The sequence below is a fragment of the Rhizobium sp. NRK18 genome (genome assembly GCF_024385575.1).
Classification (GTDB): Bacteria; Pseudomonadota; Alphaproteobacteria; order Rhizobiales; family Rhizobiaceae; genus JANFMV01.
The window spans coordinates 46847-61919 of the sequence record NZ_JANFMV010000004.1; the positions used below are offsets into that span (position 1 = coordinate 46847).

Sequence of the window (15073 nt, forward strand, 5' to 3'; positions counted from 1 at the left end):
AAAGTATGACGGGATCGGACCACGCAATGGCCAAGCCGACATTGGAAGAGGTTGCAGCCCGCGCCGGCGTCAGCAAGATGACTGCCTCGCGCGCCTTGCGCGGCGCGGCGGACGTGTCGCCGGAAAGCCTTGCCCGCGTGCGCGCCACCGCCGCCGAACTCGGGTATGTCCGCAACCAGCTGGCGCTGTCGCTCTCTTCCCAGCGCACCAATCTCGTCGGCGTCGTCGTTCCCAGCATGTCCAACATCGTCTTTCCGGAAGTGGTGTCCGGCATTTCGGCCGGGCTGGAAGGCTCGCCGATGCAGGCGGTGTTCGGCATATCGGACTACGATCCCGCCCGCGAGCACGCCATCATCGCCAACATGCTCTCCTGGCAACCCTCGGCGATGATCGTCACTGGGCTCGACCAGACCCCGGACACCCGCGCGCTGCTTGCCGGCGCCGGCATTCCGGTCGTGCAACTGATGGATCTCGACGGCGAGCCGATCGATTTCAACGTCGGCCTGTCGCATGGGGAAGCAGGTGCGGCAATGGCGCGTGCGCTGCTCGGTACCGGCCGCCGGCGCTTTGCCTATGTCGGCAGCGCCCTCGAAAAGGATATCCGCGCCGCCAAGCGCAAGGCCGGCTTCGAACGCGCCCTCGCCGAAAGAGGCATGTCCCTTGTCGCCGAAGCCATCGCGCCGGACTTCTCCTCGATCAGCCTCGGTAAGACGCTGACCACCTCCCTCATCGACGCGCACCACGATCTCGACTGCATCTACTATTCGAACGACGACATGGCGGCCGGCGGGTTGTTTGCGCTGATGGAGCGGGGCATCGCCGTGCCGGACATCATCCTGCCGGCCGGCTTCAACGGCCTCGATTTCGTCGCCGCCCTGCCGGTGCACATCGCCACCTCGCGCTCGCCGCGCCGGCAGATCGGCCGCACCGCCGCAGAGGTGGCGCTCAAGGCCATTGCGGGCGACACCTCACGCATGGACCGCATCTACCGCTTTGAGCCCGAAGTGCTGCTCTGAGCAGCATGCCTATCTCGCCAAAACATGTCGCCGCGGGAAATCCGCTTGCGCGCAATCGCGATTTAGTAAAAATTTACCTCGGAGTGAGGTTGAGTCTGGGTGGTGGTCTGCAATGGTGACAATTCGCGAAATCGCAAAATCGGTCGGGGTCTCGTCGGGCACCGTGTCGCGGGTGCTGAACTACGACCCGTCGCTGTCGATCTCCGAGCAGAAGCGCCAGGCGATCATCGAGACAGCGGAAGCCCTGAATTACGAAACGCCGCGCAACCGCAAGCGCGAACAGGGCGCCGTCATCCAGTTGCCGAACCGGCTGCTCGCCATACCGCGGCTGGCAATCGTCCACTTTCTCGAACCCGCAGAGGAACTGGTCGATCCCTATTATATCGGCGTACGCCTCGGCATCGAGAATCGCTGCCGCGACAACAAGACGGAGATCGTCAAGATCTTCCATTCGCAGGCCGCCGCCGACAACGCGTTGCTGCAAAGCATGACCGGCGTGATCGCCATCGGCAAGCATTCCCTTGAAGAGATCGACCTGCTGGCGGCGAACTGCCGTCATCTCGTCTTCGCCGACTTCATTCCGAAGAACCCGTCTTTTGACAGCGTGTCGAGCGATCTCGCATTGGCGACGCGGCAGATCCTCGACGGTTTGCACACAGCCGGATACCGGCGCATTGCCTTCATCGGCGCGCACGATCCGATCAATGGCGACGGCAGGCCGTTCGGCGAATTGCGCTGTCGCGCCTACATCAACTGGCAGCGCGAGCATGATTCTTTCGATCCTGCACTCATCGCGCTCGGCGACAACAACGGCCATGGCCAGAACCTTCGCCTGGAAGTGGGCTATGAACAGGCCAAACGCATTCTGGCGCTAAACGAACGCCCGGACGCGCTCATCGCGGCCAACGACAACATGGCGATCGGTGCCTACCGCGCCATACAGGAAGCCGGCCTGTCGATTCCCCGCGACATCGCGGTCGCCTCCTATAACGACATACCGGTCGCACAATTCCTGAGCCCGCCGCTCTCGACGATGAAAATCCCGAGCGAGCCGATCGGTGAGACGGCCGTCGATCTTCTGGTCGAGCGCATCAACGGCCGGGAATACACCAAGCACGTTTCCATCCCCACGCAAATGATCTGGCGGGACAGCTGCCGTCGCCCCATCGCCGATTGACCCCCCGTAAAATTCCCTCCTCGAAACATGATGTTGGCGCCAGTTGCCCACCGCGCGCGCCACGCCGCCTTCGCACCTGCAAAAAATATTTAGTAAAAATTTTCTTGCGCTCGGCGAGGATTTGAAGTTACCTGCTGGCGCGGCAGGGAGAGCTGCCACCGACAGGTTTTAAAAACGGGAGGATTTCATGAACAAGGCTTCACTGACGAAGCATTTTGCCGCTGCCGCTTTGGCAAGCGCGAGCATCCTGAGCGCCACGGCCGCCATGGCCGGCGAAATCACGGTCTGGTGCTGGGACCCGAACTTCAACGTCGCCATCATGAAGGAAGCCGGCGCGCGCTACACCGCGACCCATCCCGACACGACGTTCAACATCGTCGATTTCGCCAAGGCCGACGTCGAGCAGAAGCTGCAGACAGCCCTTGCCTCCGGTACGACGGACGCCCTGCCCGACATCGTCCTGATCGAGGATTACGGCGCGCAGAAATATCTGCAGTCCTTCCCCGGCGCCTTCGCGCCGATGACCGGCAAGGTCGACTATTCCGGCTTCGCGCCCTACAAGGTGCAGCTGATGACCGTTGACGGCGAAACCTATGGCATGCCGTTCGATTCCGGCGTCACCGGCCTCTTCTACCGCCGCGACTATCTCGAGCAGGCCGGCTTCAAGCCGGAAGACCTCGAGAACATCACCTGGAACCGCTACATCGAGATCGGCAAGGAAGTCGAGGCCAAGACCGGCCACAAGATGCTGACGCTGGATCTCAACGACGGCGGCATGACCCGCATCATGATGCAGTCCGGCAAGGAATGGTACTTCGACAATGACGGCAACCTGAACATCGAGAAGAACGCAGCGCTCAAGGCTGCCCTCGAAGCACAGGTCACCGCCGTCAAGGATGGCATCGTCCGCCCGGCAACCGGCTGGACCGATTACGTGGCCGGCTTCACCTCCGGCGACGTCGCATCGGTCGTCACCGGCGTCTGGATCACCGGCACGATCAAGGCCCAGGCCGACCAGTCCGGCAAGTGGGGCGTCGCTCCGACGCCGCGCGTTGACATCGACGGTTCGGTGAACGCCTCGAACCTCGGCGGCTCCAGCTGGTACGTTCTCGAAAGCTCGAAGGAAAAGGATGAGGCAATCGATTTCCTCAACGAAATCTATGCCAAGGACCTCGACTTCTATCAGAAGATCCTGACCGAGCGTGGTGCCGTCGGCTCGCTTCTGGCCGCTCGCTCCGGCAAGGCCTATCAGGAAGCCGATCCCTTCTTCGGCGGCGAACAGGTCTGGCAGAAGTTCTCCGACTGGCTGGCCCAGGTTCCGCCGGTCAACTACGGCATCTTCACCAACGAACTGGACACGGCCGTCACCGCCAACCTGCCCTCGCTTCAGAACGGCACACCGGTGGATGACGTCCTGAAGGCGATCCACGATCAGGCGGAAACGCAGATCCAGTAAGTCTCTTTGCAGACGGGCGGTCGAGGCCGCCCAATCCTCCCAGGGCATGCGGCGGCTTGCTGCCGCATGCCTGGCGGAGAGACTGCAGCGAAAGGCGTGTTACCCGATACGCGAGGCACCGAGGTTCCATGGCAAGTGCAAGACGTGGCAGCTTGAAGCGCTACTATGATGTGAACGGCTGGCTGTTCGTGACCCCGGCGCTCATCCTGATCGCCATCTTCCTCTTCTATCCGATACTGCGCTCGCTATCGCTGTCGGTCTATTCCGGCCGCGGCATGATGATGAAATTCGCCGGTTTCGGAAACATCGTCCGGCTCTGGAACGACCCGGTCTTCTGGACCGCGCTTGGCAACACCGTGACGTTCTTCGTCATCCAGGTGCCGATCATGATCATGATGGCACTGATCCTCGCCGCCGTGCTCAACAATCCGCAGCTGAAGCTCAAGGGCCTGTTCCGCACGGCGATCTTCCTGCCCTGCGTATCGTCGCTTGTCGCCTACTCCATCCTGTTCAAGAGCATGTTCGCGGTCGACGGCATCGTCAATCGCATCCTCGAAACAGTCGGCATCATCGATGCCCCGATCAACTGGCTGACGGATCCCTTCTGGGCAAAGGTCTTGATCATCATCGCCATCACCTGGCGCTGGACCGGCTACAACATGATCTTCTACCTGGCGGCGCTGCAGAATATCGACAAGTCGGTTTATGAAGCGGCGCGCATCGATGGCGTTCCGTCCTGGCGGCGGTTCCTGCATCTGACCATTCCGATGCTGAAGCCGGTCATTCTGTTCACCACCATCACCTCGACGATCGGCACCCTGCAGCTCTTCGACGAAGTCTACAACCTGACCGAAGGCAAGGGCGGCCCGGCAAACGCCACGCTGACGCTGTCGCTCTACATCTACAATCTGACCTTCCGCTTCATGCCGAATTTCGGCTACGCGGCCACAGTGTCCTACGTCATCGTGCTGATGGTGGCGATCCTCTCCTTCCTGCAATTCTACGCCGCGAGGGAACGCAAATGAGAGCCGCCAGAACCAACCGTCGGATCAGCGCAGTTCTTCAGTATGCGCTTCTAGGGATCGCTGCATTCCTGTCGGTATTCCCGTTCATCTGGATGGGCATTTCCGCGACCAACTCCACGGCCGACATCATCACCGGCAAGCTGGCGATCGGCTCGCAATTCATGGCCAACTTCGCGTCCTTCTTCGCCAAGGTCGACGTGCCGCTCATCATGTGGAACTCGGCAAAGGTCACCCTTTTGGGCACCGCCCTGACATTGCTCGTCTCGTCGGTAGCAGGCTACGGCTTCGAGATGTTCCGGTCGAAGTTCCGCGACCGGATCTATGCGGTCGTGCTCCTGACCCTGATGGTGCCGTTTGCCGCGCTGATGATCCCGCTGTTCATGATGATGGCCAAGGCCCATCTCATCAACACCCACATCGCCATCATCCTGCCGATGGTCGCCTATCCCTTCATCATCTTCTACTTCCGTCAGGCGTCGAAGGCCTTCCCGTCCGAACTGCGCGATGCGGCCAAGGTCGACGGCCTGAAGGAATGGCAGATCTTCTTCTACATCTACGTTCCGGTGATGCGCTCGACCTATGCCGCGGCCTTCGTCATCGTCTTCATGCTCAACTGGAACAACTATCTCTGGCCGCTCATCGTGCTGCAGTCGAACGACACCAAGACGATCACCCTCGTGGTCTCGTCGCTGGCGTCGGCCTATTACCCCGACTACGGCACCGTCATGATCGGCACCATCCTCGCCACCCTTCCCACACTGCTCGTTTTCTTCGCCATGCAGCGCCAGTTCGTCCAGGGCATGCTTGGCTCGGTCAAATAGGATTTCAAAATGCGTCGATATGAGAATTTCAACAGCGGCTGGATTTTCAAGGCCGGCTTCGAAAAGGACCAGGCGGGAAGCCTGCAGTCGGGCGAGACCGTGCGCCTGCCGCACACCGCGGTCGAACTGCCCTACAACTATTTCGACGAGACGGAATACCAGAAGGCCTTCACCTATCAGAAGGTCATCGCCTACGAGCCCGGCTTCGACGGCCGGGAAGTCTCCGTTGTCTTCGATGCCGCCATGGCGGACGCCGTCGTTTATCTGAACGGCGTCGAGATCATCGCCCACAAGGACGGCTACACGCCGTTCGAGGCGCGCCTCACACCGCACCTGAAGGCCGGCGACAACCTGCTGACGGTGAAGATCGACGGTTCGGAAAATCCGGAAATTCCGCCCTTCGGCGGCCAGATCGACTATCTGACCTATGCCGGCATCTACCGTGACGTCTGGCTGAAGGTGACGAGCCCGGTCTCGATCGCCAACGTCAAGATCGAGACCCCGGACGCGCTCGCCGACGAAAAGACGGTCCGCGCCAAGGTCTTCATCGCCGATCCGACCGGCAAGGGCACGAGCGGCACGGTGCGCGTGACGGTTCGCGACGAGAGCGGGCTCGATGTCGCAAGCGGCGAGGCAAACGTCAGCGACAGCACGGTGACCGTCGAGCTTTCGGGCATCAGGGAAGCCCAGCTCTGGGATATCGACGATCCGGTTCTCTACACGCTCGCCGTCGAGCTTCAGACGAGCCATGGCAAGGATCACGTGGAAAGCCGCTTCGGCTTCCGGACCGCCGAATATACGGTCGACGGTTTCTTCCTCAACGGCCGGAACCTCAAGCTGCGCGGCCTCAACCGCCACCAGGCATGGCCGCATCTCGGCTATGCGATGGGCCGGCGCGGTCAGGAGAAGGATGCCGACATCCTGAAATTCGACCTGCGCTGCAACATCGTGCGCACCTCGCACTATCCGCAGTCCAAGTGGTTCCTCGACCGCTGCGACGAAATCGGTCTCCTGGTGTTCGAGGAAATCCCCGGCTGGCAGCATATCGGCGGCAAGGCATGGCAGCAGGAATCGATCGAGAACGTCCGCCGGATGATCGAGCGCGACTGGAACCATCCGTCAATCATCATCTGGGGCGTTCGCATCAACGAGAGCCAGGACAATCACGATTTCTACGCCGAGACCAACCGCGTGGCGCGTGAACTCGACAGCACCCGGCAAACCGGCGGTGTACGCTTCATCACCGACAGCGAGCTGCTCGAAGACGTCTACACGATGAACGACTTCATTCTCGGACAGGAGGAAATGCCGGGCCGCAACCGCGAGCGCGTGGTGCTGCGCCCGCAGTCGGAGACGACGGGCCTCAAGCACAAGGTCCCCTACATGATCACCGAATATAACGGTCACATGTACCCGACCAAGCGCTTCGACCAGGAACAGCGCCAGGCCGAACATGTGACGCGCCATCTCCTGATCCTCAATGCCGCCGCCGGCGACCCCTCGATCTCCGGCTCCACCGGCTGGTGCATGTACGATTACAACACCCACCGCGACTTCGGTTCGGGCGACCGCATCTGCTATCACGGCGTCCTCGACATGTACCGCGAGCCGAAATTCGCGGCCTATGCCTACGCCTCGCAGGGCGATGCGGACGGCGGCGTGGTGCTGCAGCCGGTGACCTTCTGGGCCCGCGGCGAACGCAATATCGGCGGCGTCCTGCCGCTGATCGTGCTGACCAACTGCGACTATATCGAACTGAAGTTCGGCGACTACGCACCGAAGCGGATCTATCCGGACAAGGAGACCTATCCGCATCTGCCGCATCCGCCGGTCGTCATCGATCTCAGGACGGTGACGCCGGAAGAATTCGGCAGCTGGGGCCGGCTGTGGCGTGACGGCGTGATCACCGGTTTCGTCGATGGCGAAGCGGTCAAGACGATGACGCTCCATGCAGATCCGGAGCCGACCACGCTGCAGATCGCCCCCGATGCCACCGACCTCGTCGCCGGCGAGAAGGATTGCGTCCGCGTCATCCTGCGCGCGCTCGACCAGGGCGGCAACATCCTTCCCTTCTTCGACGATCCGGTCGCGGTATCGCTGGAAGGCCCGGGCCGCATCGTCGGACCGGAGCTGATCAGCTTCAAGGGCGGCGCCGCCGGCCTCTATATCGAGGCCGGTGACGAAAAGGGTACGCTGACGCTGAAGGCGAGCTGCCGTCCCTTTGCCGACCAGACCGTAACCTTCACGCTGACCTGAGGGCAGAAGACATGGCCGACGTAACGCTGAGCGAAATCCGCAAGACCTACGGCTCACTGGAAGTGATCAAGGGTGTCGACCTCGACATCAAGTCCGGCGAATTCGTCGTGTTCGTCGGCCCGTCCGGCTGCGGCAAGTCCACTCTCCTGCGCATGATCGCCGGCCTCGAGGACATTACCGCCGGTGGCCTGACCATCGGCGGCAAGGACATGACCGACGAGGATCCGTCGAAGCGCGGCATCGCCATGGTGTTCCAGACCTACGCGCTCTACCCGCACATGACGGTGCGCGAGAACATGGGCTTCGCGCTGCGCTTTGCCGGCATGAGCAAGGACGAGATCGAGCGCCGGGTCACCGACGCCGCGAAGATGCTGGAACTCGAGGCGCTGATGGACCGCAAGCCGAAGGCGCTTTCCGGCGGCCAGCGCCAGCGCGTGGCGATCGGCCGGGCGATCGTCCGCCATCCCGACGTCTTCCTGTTCGACGAACCCTTGTCCAATCTCGACGCTGAACTGCGCGTCCACATGCGCGCCGAGCTCTCCGCGCTGCATGCACGGCTGAAGACGACGATGATCTACGTCACGCACGACCAGGTCGAGGCGATGACGCTTGCCGACCGTATCGTCGTGCTGCGCCAGGGCATCGTCGAGCAGGTCGGCACGCCGCTCGATCTCTACAACAAGCCGGCCAACCGCTTCGTCGCCGGCTTCATCGGCTCGCCGAGCATGAACTTCCTGACCGCGACGGCAACGGCCGGCGGCATCGACCTCTTCGGCCACCAGATTCCGCTCACGGGCTCGGCCGCCGGCGGGGCTATGCCCCGCGCGACCGTCAGCGTCGGTGTGCGCCCGCAGGATATCCATCTCGCCGGCTCCGAAGAACCCGGCGTCGACGTGAAGATAGACCTCGTCGAGGCGCTCGGCGCGGAAACCGTCATCCACGCGAAGACGGCAAATGGCGAGGTTCTGCTTGCCGTTCTGGCCGGCCAACATCGGCTCAAGGCCGGCGAGACCATCCGGCTTGCCTTCGACAATGACAGCCTGCACCTGTTCGACGCCGAGGGTCGTCGTCTCGAGAAGTGAACAATCTGCCGTTTCAGCCGTTTAGTCCCTACACGAGTTGGAAAGGACCATGATCATGAAACGGCTGAACCAGAAGCTGAGTGAAACGGATCGCGAGGAAGACTACCGCGATTACGAAGCGCGCGATCTCGACGAGGGCTGGCCTTACGCGGATGAGGACGCGACGGGTGGCAAAAACGGCACGCCCTACGGCAAGTCCACCTCGAATTTCGACGAATCCGCACGGGTCGGTGCGGAAATCAGCGACGAGACCATCATTCACAGCGAAGGTGGTCCCGCTGCTTCGCCAAGCGGTGAAGACAGCGTCATCGAAGATGATGTCCTGGAAGATACCGTCAATTCCATCTTCGAAAACCATGAGCGGATCGATACGTCCCTCGTCACGGTGACCGTTCATGACGGCGTCGTGACCCTGGAAGGCAGCGCCGAAACGGAAGGCTTGCGGATGCTCGCCGAGCGCACGGCCCTCTCCGTCAAGGGTGTGCGCGGCTGCAGCAATCGCCTGACGCTCATCGGCGCCGACAGCCATATCCCCGCCGATGCCGATGAATGACCGAAAGATGCGGAGGATGAACGGCGATGGCGTTGACTACGCGGTCATCCTCCGCCATCAAGGCTCAGCAGCGCCGGTTCCGGGATGCGGAGCGATAGCCGGCGTTGGCGAGGGAGCCTGAATTTCCATGAATGACATACATGCCGGATCGACCCCGATCCTCCAGTTCGGCACGAGCAGATTTCTGCTTGCGCATGCCGATCTCTTCATCTCCGAAGCACTGGAAAACGGAGAAGCCCCCGGCGGCATCACCGTCGTGCAGACGACCGGAAATGCCGAGAGCCTGGCGCGCATCGTTGCTTTGTCGGAGGGTGAAGGCTATCCGGTGCGTGTACGGGGCATGATCGACGGCAGACCGAGCGACGAGGTCAAGACCGGGCGCGCCGTCCTGGGCGGACTGTCCGCCGCAACCGACTGGGTCTCGGTCAGGCGCGCGTTCGTCGCGGCCGACATCGTGATCTCCAATACCGGCGACAGGGGCTACGAGCTGGACGCACGCGACACCGCCGAAACGGTCGCCGATCGCACTCGCCCTCCTTTAAGCTTTCCCGCCAAGCTTGCCGTCCTGCTCCTCGAGCGCTTCGAGGAGCGTCCCGACGCGGCCGTCTCCCTCTACCCTTGCGAACTCATCCAGAACAACGGCGACCGGCTGCAGGACATCGTCCGGCAACTGGCCGTCGACTGGAAATTCCCGTCCGCCTTCCTCGCCCACTTCGATCGGGACTGCCACTTCGCCAACAGCCTTGTCGACCGCATCGTTTCCGAAGCGATCCAGCCCGTCGGTGCCGTATGCGAACCCTATGGCCTCTGGGCGATCGAGCGGAAGGACGGTCTCATTCTGCCCTGCCGGCACCCGTCCGTCGTGCTGACGGAGGACCTGCTTCCCTTCGAGCGGCTGAAGCTCCATATCCTCAATCTCGGCCACACCGTGCTCGCCGAACTCTGGCGGCAGGCCGGTTCAAAGCCGGATGCCCTGGTGCGCGACGCGATTGCCGGCAGCGACGGCCAGCGGCTCGACCAGATCTGGCGTGAGGAAGTGCTGCCCGGCTTTGCAAGCGTCGGCATGGGCGACGAAGCCGCGGACTACATCCGCATCACCCGCGAGCGCTTCGAAAACCCCTTCCTCGACCATCGCCTTGCCGATATCGCCGGAAACCACGCCGAAAAAGCCAGACGCCGCATCGGCGCCTTCATCGAGTGGATCGATGAAAACGGCAGTGTTCCGATGCCAAACCTGCGCGAGATTCTGGCGCAGGCACAGGGCTGACTGGCGGTCCGTCCGCCCTGCTCAGCTCCAGCTGAAGGGCGGGCCCTCTTCCCGGAACCGGTCGAACTGCTCGATCGCCTTCAATGACCGGCCATTGTCGATTGCCGCAAGGTCAAGGATCACCGTGTTGGCGATTGTCATCGGCACGACGAGTGATTGCGACTGGCCGAGGGAGCCGCGCGAAACGGTGATGTGGTGCTCGGGCTGCGGCGAGAAGCGGCCGCCGGCAATATCGGTGATTGCGAGCATTGTTCCGCCACGGCTTGCCGCAACAGAGCGAATGTCGTGGAGCAGTGGCGGCGGACTGCGAAAGGCGAAGAGCCAGAGGACATCGCGGCTGGTCATGGTCATCAGCGTCTCGCGCATCAGGTTCGGCGTCGCCGTCAGATCGACGGCGTCGTAACCCGACCGGTTGAGCCTGAGATTGACGAGATGGGCGAGCGCGCCGAAGTGGCCGACGCCGACGACGAACACTCGCCGACAGTCGCGCAGGGTTTCCGAGAACTTGCGGATCTGACCGTCATTGACCGCCTTTCGCGCATTCTCCAGCGCGGCGATCTCGCTTTCGATGACGGAGGACACCAGTTGCCCCTCATCGGCGCGAAGGAGGCGGGCGGCAACGCGCGCCGCGCCGTTGTCGAAATCCTCGCCCTCGTCCACGACGCTGTTCTGCAGAAAGGTCCGGAACTCGGGATAGCCTTCGAACCCCAGACGCCGAGCCAGACGAACGGCGGATGACGGGTGCAGGCCGGCGCGGCTGGAAATCTCACGGCCGTTTTCAAGCGCGGCCCGCAGGGGATTTTCCATCAAGACGTCCAGGAGCCGCGTATCGGCGTCGGTCAGTCGTTCGGCATTCAGCGCCACCAGGTCGCGCAGGTGCATGGGGGAATCGTCTGTCTTGTCCATTATCGATCCGGCCTCACTGCACGACCGTCGAAAATTCGACCCGATCGCCCCTCTGGCTGTCGAAGAAGTGCGCGGCGTTCATATCGCATGCGATCCAGCAGTTGGAAAGGTCCGCCGGAAGTGTACTGCGATGCTCGGTCAGGGTAACCCGTCCTGCCGGTGTTTCGCAATGCAGCACGACATCCGAACCGATCATCTCGCTCAAGGTGATGGTCGCGGGAAGTGCAGCACCCTCCGGCCTCTGACTGACGAGCCGCAACGCGTCGGAGCGCAACCCGACCGTAAGCGTATCCGGAATGCCGGCTTCGGGCAGGCGCGAGGCTTCGAAGAAGTTCATTTCCGGCGCCCCAATGAAGGAGGCGACGAAACGGTTGGCCGGCCGGTCGTAGATCGCCTCCGGCGTATCGAACTGCTGCAGATACCCACCCTTCATGACGGCGATCCGGTCGGCGAGCGACAACGCCTCGGTCTGGTCGTGCGTGACGTAGATGATCGTCGCCTTCAGCGACTGGTGCAGTTCCTTGATCTCGCGGCGCATGGTGACACGCAGGGCATTGTCGAGGTTCGACAGCGGCTCGTCCATCAGGAAGGTGGAGGTCTCGCGCGCGATCGCCCGGCCCATCGCCACCCGCTGCCGCTGCCCGCCGGAAAGGGCTGCAGGCTTGCGGTCGAGATAGTCTCCAAGCTCAAGAGTGCGCGCGACCGTCTCTGCCCTGACGTTGCGTTCCTTGCGCCCCATGCCGCGCAGCTCCAGCCCGAAGGCGATGTTCTCGCGAACCGTCATGTGCGGGTAGAGCGCGTAGTTCTGGAAGATCATGGCGATGTCGCGGTCCTGCGGCGAGACCGTGTTGGCGCGCTTGCCGTTGATGATGATATCGCCGTCAGGGCAGGCTTCGAGACCGGCAATCAGCCGCAACAGCGTTGACTTTCCGCAGCCGGACGGACCGACGATGACGATGAACTCGCCGGGTTCGATATCCATCGAGACGCCGTGCAGGACGGCCGGGCCATGGCCGTAGGCCTTGCGGATATCCTTGAGGGTAATGCGGCTCATGACCTCATCTCCTGGTCGTGTCGCTGTCGTTGCGGGCATTGCGGATGTCGAGCGCGAGCGTCGGCCTGTCGGTGGTGAACACCTTGACGCCGAGGTCGAGCGCCTTCCCAATCTGCGGACGCGTATGGGCGGCCCAGCAGCCGAAGGCGAGGCCCGCCTCCTCTGCCATCGCCTGCAGTGTCCGGTCGGCGGTGTCGATATGAACGCCGATCTCGGGGATGCCGCGGAGGCGGGCAAGGTCCATGACGCCGGCAGCGCCGACCAGCTTCAGGACCGCCGGTGCGACCAGCCAGAGGCTTGGCCGGTCCGTTGCCGCGGACAGGTCCTTGAGCGTATCGAGAAGAAACGAAGAGAATGTGGTCGTCGAGAGCCGGTCCGCAGCCTCAAGCGCCGCCACCGCTTTCGGCACGAAGCCTTGATAAAGACGTCCGTCGTGGCCGGGCTTGATCTCGCAGCGGAAGGCGACCGTGCTGCCTTGGAAGATGTCGCAGAGTTCCTCCAAGAACAGCGGATGGCGGAAGCCCTCTCCACTGTGATCGACGATTGCCCGGCGCACCTCCTCTGCCGTCATGTCGGCGATGATGCCGGCGGTATCCGTCGTCCGGTCGAGCGTCGCGTCATGGTGGACGATGATGCGGCCGTCGGCGGTCGGATGCAGGTCGAACTCGACCTCCTCGACCGCCATCGCCGCCGTCGCGGCAAAGCCCGCCCAGGTGCTGTCGCCGAATTCGAGCGTTCCGCCACGATGAGATGCAATGCGTGTCACGTTGTGTTTTCCAGTCCTGTGTCGATTATTTGAGAGCGCCCATGGTGATGCCCCGCACCAGATGGCGTTCGACCAGCACGAAGCCGAGAATGACCGGCAGCATGGAAATGGTCGAAGCGGCCATCACCAGCGGCCAGTTGATCAGGCCTTCGCCCGGGTTCAGCCGGTAGAGCTTGGCGAGGCCGATCTGCAGGGTGAAGAGGTTCTCGTCGCTGGTGGCGATCAGCGGCCAGATGTAGTTGTTCCATTCGGTGATGAAGACATAGAGGCCCATGGAGAAGATCGCCGGCTTCGCGATCGGCACGATCACCCGCCAGAGCACGGTCAATGGCCTCGCGCCGTCCATGTAGGCTGCCTCGTCCAGCGCCCGCGGAATGCCGCGGATATACTGACGGAGGAAGAATGCGGCAAAACCGTTCGATATCGCCGGCAGGATCAGGCCCGCATAGGTGTCGAGCAGGCCGGCATCCGCCAGCGTCAGGTAGTTCGGGATGAGGCTGATATGGCTCGGGATCATCAGCGTCGCCACGGTAGCGGCGAACAGCAGGTCGTTGCCGGGAAAATCGTAGCGGGCGAAGGCATAGGCAGCCATGGTGGAGACCGTGATGCTGATCACCGTCACGGCGCCGGCGACGATAATGCTGTTCAGCAGATAGCGGGCAAAATGATACTGGCCTATAGCCGCCTGATAATTGCCGAAGGTGAAATCGAAGCGGCCCGTATAAAACGCGGTGGAGGTCTGGAACGACATCCAGATCGCGTAGAGAACCGGGGCGAGGAACAGCAGCCCGCCGAGCAGTGCAAGGCCACTCAGGAAGCGATTGTCAGTCTTCATAGTGAATTCTCCGTCCGAGAACGCGCGCCTTGAAGATGGCAAGGCCGACCAGCAGGATGAACAGCAGGACGGCGAGCGCCGAGCCTTGCCCGATGTCGAACAGCGTGAAACCGATCTGGTAGAGGCGATTGACGAGGAGGTCGGTCGCACCGGCCGGTCCCCCTTGCGTCATCACGTCGACCAGCGTGAACAGCTGGAAGGCGTCGATGACCGAGATCACCAGCAGGAAATAGGTGGTTGGCATGACCAGTGGAAACGTCACGCGGCGAAACACATGGAGTTTCCGGCCGCCATCGACGGCGGCGGCATCGTAGAGCTCTTGCGGGATCGCCTGCAGGCCGGCGATGTAGATCACCACGTCGTAGCCGAGCTGCCGCCAGGTGTTGATGAAGATCAGCACGCCAAGCGCCAGATCCGGCCGCTGCATCCAGCCGACCTTGTCGATGCCGAACAGGCCGAGAAGACCGTTCATCATCCCGTAATCGGTGGAGAACACCCACGAAAACACGACGGCGATGGAGACCGTCGAGGTGACATAGGGCAGGAACAGGGCACCGCGCAGGATGCGGCGGGCAAAGGTTTCGCGCGACAGGGCGCTCGCCAGAACCAGTGCCAAGGCTAGCCGGATCGGAACGGAGATGAAGGCGAAGATCGCCGTCACCTCGAACGAGTTCCAGAAGGCATCCGACTTCAGCAGGACACGATAATTGTCGAAGCCCACGAAGGGCTTGTCCGGCGACATGAAATCCCATTGCCGGAAGCTCAGGTCGACGCTGGTGACGATCGGGATGTAAGTGAACACCGCGATGAAGGCCATCAGCGGCAGAACGAAGAGATAGGGCGTCAGCTTTCGCGGCAT

The 15073-nt window shown here is 62.4% G+C and carries 14 protein-coding genes; 9 read left to right on the top strand and 5 right to left on the bottom strand.

Annotated features, from left to right (window positions below; genetic code table 11):
- Nucleotides 1–5 precede the first annotated feature (5 nt).
- From NN662_RS19505 to NN662_RS19545, 9 genes are all read left to right on the top strand, one after another.
- Complete coding sequence (locus tag NN662_RS19505; protein ID WP_410010991.1) at nucleotides 6–1016, top strand: LacI family DNA-binding transcriptional regulator; 1011 nt, start codon at nucleotides 6–8, stop codon at nucleotides 1014–1016.
- Between the two features lie 112 nt (nucleotides 1017–1128).
- Nucleotides 1129–2193, top strand: coding sequence for a LacI family DNA-binding transcriptional regulator (locus NN662_RS19510; protein ID WP_261932086.1), 1065 nt, complete (start codon nucleotides 1129–1131; stop codon nucleotides 2191–2193).
- A 187-nt stretch (nucleotides 2194–2380) separates the two neighbouring features.
- Nucleotides 2381–3649 (top strand): ABC transporter substrate-binding protein, encoded by a 1269-nt coding sequence (locus tag NN662_RS19515; protein ID WP_261932087.1) that lies wholly within the window; start codon nucleotides 2381–2383, stop codon nucleotides 3647–3649.
- Between the two features lie 128 nt (nucleotides 3650–3777).
- Nucleotides 3778–4674, top strand: a complete 897-nt coding sequence (locus NN662_RS19520; RefSeq protein WP_261932088.1) for a carbohydrate ABC transporter permease — start codon at nucleotides 3778–3780, stop codon at nucleotides 4672–4674.
- Nucleotides 4671–5495, top strand: coding sequence for a carbohydrate ABC transporter permease (locus NN662_RS19525; RefSeq protein WP_261932089.1), 825 nt, complete (start codon nucleotides 4671–4673; stop codon nucleotides 5493–5495). The genes NN662_RS19520 and NN662_RS19525 overlap by 4 nt, the downstream gene beginning before the upstream one ends.
- Before the next feature lie 9 nt (nucleotides 5496–5504).
- Nucleotides 5505–7751 (top strand): glycoside hydrolase family 2 protein, encoded by a 2247-nt coding sequence (locus tag NN662_RS19530; protein WP_261932090.1) that lies wholly within the window; start codon nucleotides 5505–5507, stop codon nucleotides 7749–7751.
- 11 nt (nucleotides 7752–7762) lie between these two features.
- Nucleotides 7763–8833, top strand: a complete 1071-nt coding sequence (locus NN662_RS19535) for an ABC transporter ATP-binding protein (protein WP_261932091.1) — start codon at nucleotides 7763–7765, stop codon at nucleotides 8831–8833.
- Nucleotides 8834–8882: 49 nt separating this feature from the next.
- Nucleotides 8883–9386: a BON domain-containing protein gene (locus tag NN662_RS19540; protein ID WP_261932092.1), complete on the top strand. Its 504-nt coding sequence runs from the start codon at nucleotides 8883–8885 to the stop codon at nucleotides 9384–9386.
- Nucleotides 9387–9513: 127 nt separating this feature from the next.
- Nucleotides 9514–10653, top strand: a complete 1140-nt coding sequence (locus NN662_RS19545; protein ID WP_261932093.1) for a mannitol dehydrogenase family protein — start codon at nucleotides 9514–9516, stop codon at nucleotides 10651–10653.
- Nucleotides 10654–10674: 21 nt separating this feature from the next.
- Here NN662_RS19545 and NN662_RS19550 read toward each other — a convergent pair whose 3' ends face one another.
- Genes NN662_RS19550 through NN662_RS19570 form a run of 5 tightly spaced genes read right to left on the bottom strand, consistent with a single transcriptional unit; the run spans nucleotide 10675 to nucleotide 15073 of the window.
- Complete coding sequence (locus tag NN662_RS19550) at nucleotides 10675–11559, bottom strand: MurR/RpiR family transcriptional regulator (protein ID WP_261932094.1); 885 nt, start codon at nucleotides 11557–11559, stop codon at nucleotides 10675–10677.
- A 13-nt stretch (nucleotides 11560–11572) separates the two neighbouring features.
- Entirely contained in the window at nucleotides 11573–12613 is a 1041-nt protein-coding gene (locus NN662_RS19555; RefSeq protein ID WP_261932095.1) for an ABC transporter ATP-binding protein, read from the bottom strand.
- Nucleotides 12614–12617: 4 nt separating this feature from the next.
- The gene (locus NN662_RS19560; protein WP_261932096.1) at nucleotides 12618–13379 is read right to left on the bottom strand and encodes a glycerophosphodiester phosphodiesterase family protein; all 762 of its coding nucleotides are present in this window, start codon (nucleotides 13377–13379) and stop codon (nucleotides 12618–12620) included.
- Nucleotides 13380–13404: 25 nt separating this feature from the next.
- Nucleotides 13405–14214, bottom strand: coding sequence for a carbohydrate ABC transporter permease (locus NN662_RS19565; RefSeq protein WP_261932097.1), 810 nt, complete (start codon nucleotides 14212–14214; stop codon nucleotides 13405–13407).
- Entirely contained in the window at nucleotides 14204–15073 is an 870-nt protein-coding gene (locus NN662_RS19570; protein WP_261932098.1) for a carbohydrate ABC transporter permease, read from the bottom strand. The genes NN662_RS19565 and NN662_RS19570 overlap by 11 nt, the downstream gene beginning before the upstream one ends.